The 11,294-nt window shown below is 68.4% G+C and carries 9 protein-coding genes; 6 read left to right on the top strand and 3 right to left on the bottom strand.

Features of this window, described 5'->3' with window-relative positions; all coding sequences use genetic code 11:
• A partial coding sequence (locus tag ABW137_RS09020) for a glycoside hydrolase family 38 N-terminal domain-containing protein (RefSeq protein ID WP_526399026.1) occupies nucleotides 1-4,182 on the bottom strand: 4,182 nt, incomplete at its 3' end.
• A gap of 119 nt (nucleotides 4,183-4,301) precedes the next feature.
• Nucleotides 4,302-5,255 carry a helix-turn-helix transcriptional regulator gene (locus ABW137_RS09015; protein WP_526399025.1) on the bottom strand — a complete coding sequence of 318 codons (954 nt, stop codon included), beginning with the start codon at nucleotides 5,253-5,255 and terminating at the stop codon, nucleotides 4,302-4,304.
• 61 nt (nucleotides 5,256-5,316) lie between these two features.
• Here ABW137_RS09015 and ABW137_RS09010 point away from each other — a divergent pair, with 61 nt between their 5' ends.
• Genes ABW137_RS09010 through ABW137_RS09000 form a run of 3 tightly spaced genes read left to right on the top strand, consistent with a single transcriptional unit; the run spans nucleotide 5,317 to nucleotide 7,435 of the window.
• The gene (locus ABW137_RS09010) at nucleotides 5,317-5,892 is read left to right on the top strand and encodes a DinB family protein (RefSeq protein ID WP_526399023.1); all 576 of its coding nucleotides are present in this window, start codon (nucleotides 5,317-5,319) and stop codon (nucleotides 5,890-5,892) included.
• Between the two features lie 2 nt (nucleotides 5,893-5,894).
• Complete coding sequence (locus ABW137_RS09005; RefSeq protein ID WP_526399021.1) at nucleotides 5,895-6,497, top strand: DinB family protein; 603 nt, start codon at nucleotides 5,895-5,897, stop codon at nucleotides 6,495-6,497.
• A 35-nt stretch (nucleotides 6,498-6,532) separates the two neighbouring features.
• Complete coding sequence (locus ABW137_RS09000) at nucleotides 6,533-7,435, top strand: alpha/beta fold hydrolase (RefSeq protein WP_526399019.1); 903 nt, start codon at nucleotides 6,533-6,535, stop codon at nucleotides 7,433-7,435.
• Here ABW137_RS09000 and ABW137_RS08995 read toward each other — a convergent pair.
• Nucleotides 7,432-8,031 (bottom strand): TetR/AcrR family transcriptional regulator, encoded by a 600-nt coding sequence (locus ABW137_RS08995; RefSeq protein WP_526399017.1) that lies wholly within the window; start codon nucleotides 8,029-8,031, stop codon nucleotides 7,432-7,434. The genes ABW137_RS09000 and ABW137_RS08995 overlap by 4 nt on opposite strands.
• Nucleotides 8,032-8,369: 338 nt before the next feature.
• Here ABW137_RS08995 and ABW137_RS08990 point away from each other — a divergent pair, with 338 nt between their 5' ends.
• The 3 genes from ABW137_RS08990 to ABW137_RS08980 all read left to right on the top strand — a co-directional run.
• A complete protein-coding gene (locus ABW137_RS08990) occupies nucleotides 8,370-9,716 on the top strand; it encodes an ABC1 kinase family protein (RefSeq protein ID WP_526399015.1) in 1,347 nt (448 codons plus the stop codon).
• A gap of 56 nt (nucleotides 9,717-9,772) precedes the next feature.
• Nucleotides 9,773-10,618, top strand: a complete 846-nt coding sequence (locus ABW137_RS08985; protein ID WP_526399028.1) for an alpha/beta fold hydrolase — start codon at nucleotides 9,773-9,775, stop codon at nucleotides 10,616-10,618.
• 152 nt (nucleotides 10,619-10,770) lie between these two features.
• On the top strand, nucleotides 10,771-11,294 hold a 524-nt coding region (locus tag ABW137_RS08980; protein WP_526399013.1), incomplete at its 3' end, for a class I SAM-dependent methyltransferase.

Below are 11,294 nucleotides of genomic sequence, written 5' to 3'. Positions count from 1 at the left end.
CGTCACCTTGACCGCGGGCGAGTACACCAGCTCGCCTGCGCAGGCGACGCGGATCAACGCCCACCACTCTCCGGGCGGCGTCCAGCGCGGCGGTGCGACCTCGAACTCCAGGACGACCTGGCCTCTGGCGGGCAGGTCGGCGCCGATGATGTTGGGCCCCAGCCACTCCCACGTTCCCCACGGGCTGATCAGGTGCGCCTCCACGGCGAGCTCCGCGTGCGCATCGGTACCCACCGTGACGCCGATGGTGGCCGACCCGCCCGCCGTGACGTCGACGGGTTGCGGCTCGGTGACGATCCGCAACAGCTGGTCGTCGGTGTCGCCGACCGCGATGACGCACACGTCCTGCACGACCTGTCGCCACGCCGCGGGGATGGCGCCGCCCGTCACCGCTAGCTCGGCCGCGACGGGGTACAGACCGGGTGCGACCCCGGCGGGCATCGTGACGTCGACGATGGACTCGAGGAACTCCCCAGGTGGCAGGACGAACGGCAGCTCGTCCACCTCGACTGCCCACCCCGGCGGGTAGATCACCCTCACCTTGCCATGTAGCGACACATCGCTGGTGTCGCTGACCGCGGTCAGCTGCAGCTGTACGGGCGCACCGGGTGTGACCGCCAATCGGTGCGGGTGCAGGTGTGCGACTGCGGGCAGGCCGCCGAGTGGGGCGGGTCCGCGGTTGTGCAGCCAGTACCTGGCGTAGAGCGGCTGCGCCGGTTCGGTGTCGGGCGCCAGCGTGGCAGGCTCGGCGTCCAGCACGCGTGGCAGGTTGAGTTCGACTCCGAGCGTGGCGATCTCGTATCCGTGCAGGATCAGCGCGTCGCCGGCGTCGCCGATCGGCTCTTCGAGCAGGTTGAGGCGCTGCGGGCTCGAGACGTTGCGCAGCCCGGAGTGCACCGTGACGTCGGCGGACCGGCCGTGCGTTTCGACGAGGCGCAGGACGATGCCGTCGGCCGGATCGACGGGGTGCCCGCTGCCCCCGGCGATCGGGTTGCCGATCGGCTTGAGCGCACCGACCGCCACCCGGCGGGCTGGTTCGATCTCCAGCAGCGATCCCCACGGCGGCAGACCGCCGCTGTCGGGGTCGTGGTGCGCGACGACCGGGAGTAGTGGCTGACTGAATTCCGCGCTGTGGGAGGGAATGTCGGCGTCCCGCCAGTCACCGGAGCCACTGGCGATCGCATAGTCGAAGGCGTGGGTCCAGTGCTGCAGTTGAAAGTTCGTGCCGTCGGGAGCCGTTCGGCGGGGCGGGTCGATCCAGGTGCCAGACGGCCAGCCGGTACAGGATCTCATCAGCGAGCTGTGCAGGGTTCCGTCGGCGTCGACCGCGAAGCTCGGCACTCCACGGTTGAACACCGCGACGGTGCGCGCCTCGAACTCGTTGGCGTCAGGGGGCGCCTCCTGGTCGACGACGATCTCGGCGCCTGCGAGGTCTTCGACCAGCGATGCCACCGCGGCAGGTAAGTCGTGTGCGCCGCCGATGACGAGCACGGGTAGGGCGCGCACGCCGCGAAGATCCGCGCCGGGCACCCACACGTCCCGCAGCGGCGTGGCCGCCGGAATCCACGTCCGCGTCGCGCCGTCGGGCAGTGGCCGACCGTCGAGCGCTGCCTCGGTGAAGGCGTTCTCGGTGGGGCCACCCAATGCGATCCGCACGTCGGGCAGGTTCGAGTCCACGGACAGATCGCCGTACCTGGCGGACTCGGCGCGGGTACAGGTAGCCGTGACACCGGCCCGCGCCAGCGCCACCATCAGGTCGCGCGCCAGGGGATCCGCCGCACCTCCCGGTGAGATGACCTCGGCCACCGACACCGCGCGCACGCCTTCACCCGTCCCGCGGGACGACGGGTTGCCCGGTCGCTCCGCTCCCGCGGGCCGGAAGCGCACCCGCACCATCGACGACAGCCCGAACCAACCGTAGGCCGGGTTGTCCAGTGTGTGTGGAAACTCGGCCGTATCAACGGCTTTCGAGGCGTCGTGATCGTGTGTGAGGCCGAAGCCGCGACCGATCACCGCGTCGCCGACCTCACTGACCGGCATCGCTCCCTGGACGGGGCAGGGCCACCGCAGTCGCAGTAGGCGGTCTTCTCCGGTGAACCCGTCGATGGTGGTTCGGCAGTCCAGTCTGGCAACGCCGTGCCAGGTGGTCAGCGTCTGAACGTAGTTCAGTAGGCCGGGGATCGTCCCGGTGACGACGAGCCGTTCGCCGAGGGCGCTCCGGTACGCCTGGACCGACTGGGCCGGGGTCTGCGCCGACGTGGTGACGGGCCCCTTGGGCAGCAGATGCCAGGGACCCTCGCCCGCCTTGGGGTGCGCCGGGTACTCGTCGTAGACGGCGAGTTCGTTGCCGACGCGGCCGTCGTCGATGAGTTCGACGCCGTCCACGACCAGCGAGGCCACCCCGCCGCCGCGTTGCGCGTCGACCCGCAGTCGATGGACGCCCGCGCCGATCTCGTCGCCGTCGATGGGCGTCCAGGCGGACGTCGTCAGGCCGTCGGCGAACCGGTAGGACCGCCACCCGAGTGATGGCACGTCGCGAGCAAGCCAGCTCAAGGAGTGCCCGTCGTGCTCGGAGACCGTGGGTACCTCGTTGCCGTCGGCATCGAGCACCGCGCCTGCGAACGGGTGGTCCAGGTGCACGGTGACGACGTCGGCCCGATTGTGCCCCAGCGGGTTCCACACCACGAGGCCGCCGTCGACCGTCGCGGAGAGCAGGGCCAGCGCGTTGTCGCGAGCCTCGCGGCCGAGCTCCCAGGCGTCGCGCCAGCTGGTGAGCAGGTCGAGGTACACCTGGTCGGATTCCGAGCCCGTGATGGCGTCGTGGTGGGCGCCGTAAGCCAGTTGCACCCACGCCTTGGCCAGTGCGGCCTCCGGGTACGTCGCGCCACCGAGCAGGCCCGCGAAGACGGCGAACCGCTCTGCTTCCAGCACGGCGTTCTCGGCGGCACGGTTGGCCTGCTTGGTGTCGATGTACGACACGTCCTTGCCGGTGTAGATGGGATTCATGTCGCGGGTCTGCGGCGAGGGCGCCACCCCCCGCTCGTCGAGTTCGGCCCGGACGGCGGCGAAGAACTCCCGCGGGATCGCGCAGACGAACCGGGGCCAGGTGTAGCGAGCGTTCCAGTCACGGTGAATGTCGGTGACCCACTTGTTCGGCGGCGTGTAGTCGGTGCCCACGGGCAGCAGCACGTTGCGGGTCAACGCGACGCGCTTCAAGTTCGAGAACAGCTCGAAGGTCGCGTGCTCGGCTTCGGCGAGGCTCGCCGACGAATCCATCCACCAGCCCGCCGCGTAGTGCGCAGGCATGTAGTGGGTCAGAAGGCCGCGTCCCGACGGCGCCATCCACTCGAACTCGCTGGCAAACTGCATGCGCTCCTGGTCGCCGGCTTGCCCGTCTTGGGAGGCCATCGGACCCCACTGGTGGTGCGGGCCGCGCGCCCACGAACTCGACGTCAGCCCGGCGTCGGCGGCCATCCCCGGGAACTGTGGGTCGTGGCCGAACACGTCGAGCTGCCAGGCGGTTTCGGGGTTGGCGCCGAGCACGTCGCGCTGAAATCCGATGCCGTGGACGAAGTTCCGGATTGCCGTCTCGGGGCTGGTGAGGTTGGTGTTGGGTTCGTTGTAGGTACCGCCCATGATCTCGACGCGGCCTGCCGCGATGAGACGCCGGAGGTCGTCGCGGTCTTCGGGGTTGGTGTCCCAGTACGGCTTCAGGTAGTCGACCTCGGCCAGGACGAACTTGTACTCCGGTTCGCGCCTTGCCATTTCGAGGTGCGCGGTGACCAACTCGAATCCGTTGGTCTGTCGGCACCGGCCCGGCGGGTCCTCGGTCCACACGCTGGTGTAGGCGGCCTGGGTGTTCCACCACACCGGGTCGTAGTGGAAGTGGCTGACCATGTGCATGGTCCAGCCCGGTTCGGCCACGGTGAAGTCGAATTCGGGTCCGTCGACGACCCGCGCCGTGCGACGCTCGCCGGTGACCGGATTGGTCACGCGCACCGGCACTTCGACGATGCCGTCGCCCGGGCCCGCCCGCACGTCGCCGACGGTGTCGAGGCCAGGCCCCTCGATCGAGACGGAGGTTGGCGTGGTACCCGACTCAAAGGACACCCGCACGATCTGCAGCGGCTCGTCGGGTGGCCCGGTGAACAGCTCCGTCGACTCCGCCGAGATGACCCGCATTCCGCCACCCTACGTGCGTGGGCGACGCGGCGTGAGCAGACGTGGGACTGCCAAATTTCGCGGTGCCGTGCCTCTTCGATGGGGCCGCCCGCGGTCCGCCCGCGCAGCCTGGACACCGGTCAGCCGGCCGCGCGGGCCAGCCGTTCGGCTACCTCACGCACCGCGGCGATCACCTCCGGCGGCTCCAGCACCTCGAACTCCACACCCGGCAACGCCAGCCACGGCACCATCCGCTCCGCCTCGTCCGCACCCGCGGTGACGATGCAGGCGTCCGGCCCGTCGGCCTCGATGTCGGCCGAGGCGTCCGAAAATGATTGCGCCACCGTCTCCTTCGAAGCCTCATACCGCACCCGGGCGACGTAGCGATACGGCGACGCGGTGATCGCCCGTCGCACGTACTGGGCAGCGTCCGGGGCCTCCCGCGGCGTGAACGTGCTGCCGAGCGCACGCACGTCGGCCATCCGGTCCAGCCGCAGGCTCCGCCAGTCCTGCTTGTCGCGGTCGTAGCACAGCAGATACCAGCGACGCCCCGTCGTCACCAGCTGGTACGGCTCCAGCCTGCGTTGGGTCTCGTTGCCGCGAACGTCGACGTAGGCCGCATTGACGTGCTCGTGATCGCGGCTGGCGCGCGCCAACGTCATCAGTACGTCGGGCTCCACGGGTGAATCCGACTGACCGGACGTCAACGTCACGGTGGCGTCGTGCACCGCTGACACCTGCGACCGAAGTCGAGCGGGCATCACCTGGTCCAGCTTCGACAACGCGCGTAGCGCGGACTCCCCGACGCCCGCCACGCTGCCGCCCGCCGCGAGGCGCAGGCAGACGGCCATCGCCACCGCCTCGTCGGGATCGAGCAGCAGCGGCGGCAAGGCGGCTCCTGCGCCGAGTTGATAGCCGCCACCGTGGCCCTTGCTGGCGTGGACGGGATAGCCCAGGTCACGCAGCCGCTCCACGTCGCGCCGGACGCTGCGGCCCGTCACCCCGAGCCGCTCGGAGAGCTCGTCGCCGGTCCACACGCGGCGCGATTGCAGCAGGCCGAGAAGCTGCAGTACGCGACTGGTCGTTTCGGACATGCCTAGAGTCTCCCGCATTCTTAGGACAGAAACTGTCCTATGTGCCTGCGAAGGTAGTGACATGGCAACGAAGACGACCGACCTGACAGCCCATCTGGTCGAGCAACTCGACTGGCACTGGCAGCAGCAGCTGCGCCCCCGGTTCGACGGCCTCACCGACGACGAGTACTTCTGGCAGCCGGTACCCGACTGCTGGACGGTCCGGCGGGTAGGAGCGGAGCGACCGGGGGATGAAGACAGTTCCCACGGAACCATCGACTTCGCGTATCCACCGCCCCAACCCGAGCCGGTCACGACGATCGCCTGGCGGCTGGCGCACGTCATCGTGGGGGTGTTGGCAGTGCGCGCCCACTCGCACTTCGACGGACCTCCCGCCGACTACGAAACGTGGCGCTACGCCACCGACGCGGCGACCGCCCTCCAACAGCTCGACGACGCCTACGACAGCTGGATGTCCGGCGTCCGCGGGCTCACGGAGCCGCAGCTCGCCAAGCCCGTCGGGCCCGCCGAGGGGCCGTGGGCCGACCGGCCGATGATCGACCTCGTCCTGCACATCAACCGCGAAGTGATCCACCACGGAGCCGAAATCGCGCTCCTGCGAGACCTTTACGCCCACACCACCGACAAGGAGAACTGACGATGCCCGCCATGCCCCCACCCGTCGCCGACGAGCGACAGGCCCTCCGCGACTACCTCTTTCAGCAGCAGTACGCCTTCAAGGCGTTGGCCTTCGGGCTCACCGACGACCAAGCGCGGGCCACGCCAACGGTGAGCGCGCTGTCGATCGGTGCGCTGATCAAGCACGTGACCAGCTGCCAGCAGGGGTGGATGCAGCGCGTCGCCGCCGCTCCCGAGGCTCCGCCCGCCGATGGTCGATCGATGGAGGAACGGCAGGCCGAATACGCCGACGAATTCGTGATGAGGGCCGACGACACCCTCGCGACGGTGCTGGCCAAGTTCGACGCGGGAAGCGCCGAGGCCCTCCGCCTGGTCGAGACCGTCGACCTCGGTGCGGCCGTCCCCGTGCCGCGTGATGCACCGTGGTTTCCGAAGGACGTCGAGGCATGGTCGGTGCGCTGGGTGTTCTTCCACATGCTGGAGGAGCTGGCCCGCCACGCCGGACAGGGCGACATCATCCGGGAGGCCATCGACGGCGCCACGATGTACGAGCTGCTCGCCGGCGTGGAGGGCTGGCCGGAAACCGACTGGCTCAAGCCGTTCAAGCCGCCTGCCACCGTCTGACCCGCTGCCGACTGCGGCGCAGGTAGAAATGGGTGATGGACGCACGCAGTGGGACGGCTGCCGTCGGCGACGTCGAGCTCTTCTACGAAGACCTCGGCGACGCCGACGCGCCGCCGGTCCTGCTCATCATGGGCGTCGGTGCGCAGCTGCCCATGTGGCCAGACGGCTTGTGCAAGCTGCTGATCGAGCGGGGCTTCCGGGTGATCCGGTACGACCACCGCGACGTCGGCCTGTCGACCAAGATGAGCGGTCAGCGCGCGTCGGGCTCCGTCCTTTCCCGAATCGGGCGCTACCTGGTCGGTAGGTCGAGCCCGGTGCCCTACACGTTGATCGACATGGCCGACGACGCGAAGGGCCTCCTCGACCACCTCGACATCGAACGCGCGCACGTCGTCGGGGCGTCGATGGGCGGGATGATCGCGCAGATCCTGGCGGGCGATCACCCGGATCGGGTCGCGTCGCTGGCGCTGCTGATGACCAGTTCGGGCAAGCCACTATCGGCACTGCCCAGATGGCGCGTGATCAAGCTGGCGTTCGACCCTCCCGGCCGCGACGCGCCGCAGGCGGCGAAGGTGGCCTACGAGGTGCGCAACATCGCGGTGATCAACGGCCCCAACTTCCTGCCCACCGAGGATCAGCTGCGCAGCCGGGTCGAGACGCTGACGGCGCGCAGCGACTACAAGCAGGGTGGGCTTCGTCAGTTCGACGCGATCCTTGGCACCGGTAGCCTGCTGCGGTTCACCCGGCGCATCACGGCGCCTACCGTCGTCATGCACGGGTCGCGGGATCCGATGGTTCGAATTCGCAACGGCCGCAACCTCGCCCGGATCATCGGCGGGGCGCGCTTCGTCGTCGTCGACGGCATGGGTCACGATCTGCCGCAACCGGTCTGGCGGCCCGTCGTGGATGCGGTGGTGGAGAACGTCCCGGCCGGCTAGCGCGGCATCAACAGTGCGATGGCGTGGTCGGCGACGACGTCGAGTTCGGACCCGAGGTTTCCGGCGAGCCACTGCTGCGTGAGCTCGGCCATCGCGCCTGCGTACAACGTCGCGCCGACCCTGGCGGCGACGGGGTCGGAGCGGGGGTGTTGACGCCCGTCCTCCACCACCGCCAGATCCATGAGCACCTTGTGAGCGGTGGCCCGCCGGTCGGCGAGCACGGGGTTGGCGTGCGCGTCGGTGAACAGGATGCGGCCGCGCCGCGGGTCCGCGGAGCTGAATCCCAGCACCGCGGCGATGCCCGCCCGGGTCCTGGTGCGCACGGTGTGACCCGCCTCGTCCATCGCCGCCCCGACGAGTTCGGCCAACTGTAGGGCAATGGTGTCGTAGACGGCGCCGAGCAGATCGTCGACGTCGTTGAAGCTTTCGTAGAAGTAGCGGGTGTTCAATCCCGATTCGCGGGATACCGAGCGCACCGACACGGCAGCCTCCCCGCCATCGCCGAACAGGATGAAGCCGGCTTCGACCAGCAGCGCGCGGCGCTCCACGCGACGATCGGTCAGTGGTACGCCAGCCCACCGCGTCGGACTCGACATCAGGCAAGTGTACGTTGCCGCAACTTTGGTCACGGCCGTATCCAGAGCAGCGCAACGACAAGGACCGTTCCAAGAGCATCGACGCTCCTGCCAGTGTCGATGGTGGGCCGGCTCGTCGAGCAGCGGTCGTTCGAGGGCGGCGTGCGCCGCCCCCAGATTCGCGGCACGGAGTTCGCGGACGCCACGGCGGACCCGGCCGGTTCGGATCGGGCGGTTCCGTGTGGAACGTGCATCCACACCTAGCGGCGGCAGCGATCGCCGTTTCGGCGCAAGGCTCGACGTGTGACGGGGCGCACACGAAATTTCCGCCCACCGTGCACCTTTGAGAGACTGCGTACATGACTACGACCAAGCACCGCGAGGTAGCCCGACTGGACCGGGTGCCGTTGCCAGTCGAAGCGGCGCGTATCGGCGTGACGGGATGGCAGATCACCCGCACCGGCGTACGAGTCGTCAGCACGCTCGCAGGCCGCGGCTCCCTCCAGCAGAAGATCATCAAGCAGATCCCGCAGGCGTTCGCCGACCTCGGCCCCACCTACGTCAAGTTCGGCCAGATCATCGCGTCCAGCCCCGGTGCGTTCGGGGAGCCGATGAGCCGTGAATTCCGCAGCTTGCTCGACCGCGTTCCCCCCGCCGACGGCGACGCGGTGCACAAGCTGGTCACCGAGGAGCTCGGCGACGACCCCGCGAACCTGTTCAAGAGCTTCGACGAGAAGCCGTTCGCGTCGGCGTCGATCGCCCAGGTGCACTACGCGACGCTGCATACCGGCGAAGAGGTCGTCGTCAAGATTCAACGGCCCGGCATTCGCAGGCGCGTTGCCGCGGATCTGCAGATCCTCAAGCGCGGCGCACAGCTCGTCGAGCTCGCCAAGATGGGCAGAAGGCTCTCCGCGCAGGACGTCGTCGCCGACTTCGCCGACAATCTCGCCGAGGAACTGGACTTCCGACTCGAGGCGCAGTCGATGGACGCGTGGGTGGCACACATGCACGCCTCGCCGCTCGGCAAGAACATCCGGGTGCCTCAGGTCTATTGGGATCTGACCAGCGAGCGGGTCCTCACCATGGAGCGCGTCCAGGGCGTCCGCATCGATGACGTCGCCGCGATCCGCAAGGCCGGCTTCGACGGCACCGAACTCGTAAAGGCGTTGTTGTTCAGCGTCTTCGAGGGTGGGCTGCGCCATGGGCTGTTTCACGGCGATCTGCACGCAGGCAATCTGTACGTCGACGGCGACGGCAAGATCGTCTTCTTCGACTTCGGCATCATGGGGCGCATCGATCCCCGCACGCGCTGGTTGTTGCGCGAGCTGGTGTACGCGCTGCTGGTCAAGAAGGACCACGCCGCCGCGGGCAAGATCGTCGTCCTGATGGGCGCCGTCGGCAACGTGAGGCCGGAGGCCGACGCCACGAAAGACCTTGAGGCGTTTGCCACTCCGCTGACGATGACGTCGCTGGGCGATCTGTCGTACGCCGCGATCGGCAAGCAACTCTCGGCGCTGGCCGAGGCGTATGACGTCAAGCTGCCGCGGGAGCTCGTCCTCATCGGCAAGCAGTTCCTCTACGTCGAGCGTTACATGAAGCTACTGGCGCCCAAGTGGCAGATGATGAGTGATCCGCAACTGACCGGATACTTCGCCAACTTCATGGTGGAGGTCTCCCGCGAGCACACCGACGAGGTGGACGCGTGACGGACGTCCGCACCGGCACCGCCCGCTCGGGCGAGCTGGACATCGCCTACGAGGACATGGGCGATCCGAACCACCCGGCAATCCTGCTGATCATGGGCCTCGGCGCGCAATTGTTGTTCTGGCGCAAGGGTTTCTGCGACAAGCTGGTCGAGCAGGGCTACCGCGTCATCCGGTACGACAACCGTGACGTCGGACTGTCGAGCAAGGTCGAGGGGCACCACACCGGGGTGCCTCTCCTCCGGCGGATGGTGCGCTCATACCTCGGCAAGCGCAGCGACGCCGTCTACACGCTGGAGAACATGGCCGACGATGCCGCGGCGTTGCTCGATCATCTGCGCATCGAGAAGGCGCACGTGGTGGGCGGATCGATGGGCGGGATGATCGCGCAGATCTTCGCGGCCCGCTACCAACACCGCACCAAGACGCTCGGGGTGATCTTTTCGAGCAACAACCAGGCGTTGCTACCCCCACCAGGGCCCAAGCAGCTGCGGGCCATCACCACCCGACCGAAGGACACGTCGCGCGAGGGTGTCATCGCCAACGCCGTGGCCGTCAGCAGGATCATCGGCAGCCCGGGTTATCCGGCGCCCGAGGAGCGGGTCCTGGCAGACGCCTCCGAGGGCTACGACCGGTCCTACTACCCCGCGGGAGTCGGTCGACAGTTCGCCGCGATCATGGGCAGTGGCAGCCTCGTCGAGTACGACAAGCAGATCACCGCGCCCGCCGTGGTGATCCACGGCAAGGCGGACAAGCTGATGCGGCCGTCGGGTGGCAAGGCCGTCGCCAAGGCCATTCGGCGGGCCCGACTGGTGCTGTTCGACGGCATGGGACACGACCTTCCCGAGCCGTTGTGGGACGATATCGTCGGCGAACTCAAGACCACGTTTGCCGAGGTCCCGTAGTTCCCCGCTGCAGTGACGGCGGCTGCGTCTGGTCGATTCGGCTGGGTTTTGCCGACGAGCGTAGAGTGCGCCTTTGAGCGCATCAGGGGGGGCTTGGCGAGTCATCGGCGACGGCGCCGAGCCACTGATCAGCCAAGAAGGGTTTCTAACGTATGTCGACTACCCGCAAGAAGGGTGGCCTCAAGCCCCACTTCGAGGACGTCCAGGCGCACTACGACCTGTCGGACGACTTCTTCCGTCTGTTCCTCGATCCCACGCAGATGTACAGCTGCGCGTACTTCGAGCGCGACGACATGACGCTCGAGGAAGCCCAGCACGCCAAGGTCGACTTGGCGCTCGGCAAGCTCGGCCTTGAGCCCGGTATGACGCTGCTCGACGTCGGCTGCGGCTGGGGTTGGACGATGCTGCGGGCGCTGGAGAAGTACGACGTCAACGTCGTGGGCCTGACTCTGAGCAACAACCAGAAGGCACACGTCGAGCGGATCTTCGCCGACTCGGACAGCCCGCGGACCAAGCGTGTCCTGCTGCAGGGTTGGGAGGAGTTCAACGAGCCCGTCGATCGGATCGTCTCCATCGGAGCCTTCGAGCACTTCGGCCGGGACCGCTGGGACGACTTCTTCACCATGGCCCACCACGCGCTGCCCGACGACGGGGTGATGCTGCTGCACACCATCAC

Source organism: Mycobacterium sp., from assembly GCF_040509115.1.
In the GTDB taxonomy this organism is placed as follows: Bacteria; Actinomycetota; Actinomycetes; order Mycobacteriales; family Mycobacteriaceae; genus Mycobacterium.
The sequence above is the reverse complement of the archived record's forward strand: the minus strand, read 5'-3'. Positions and strand labels throughout refer to the sequence as shown.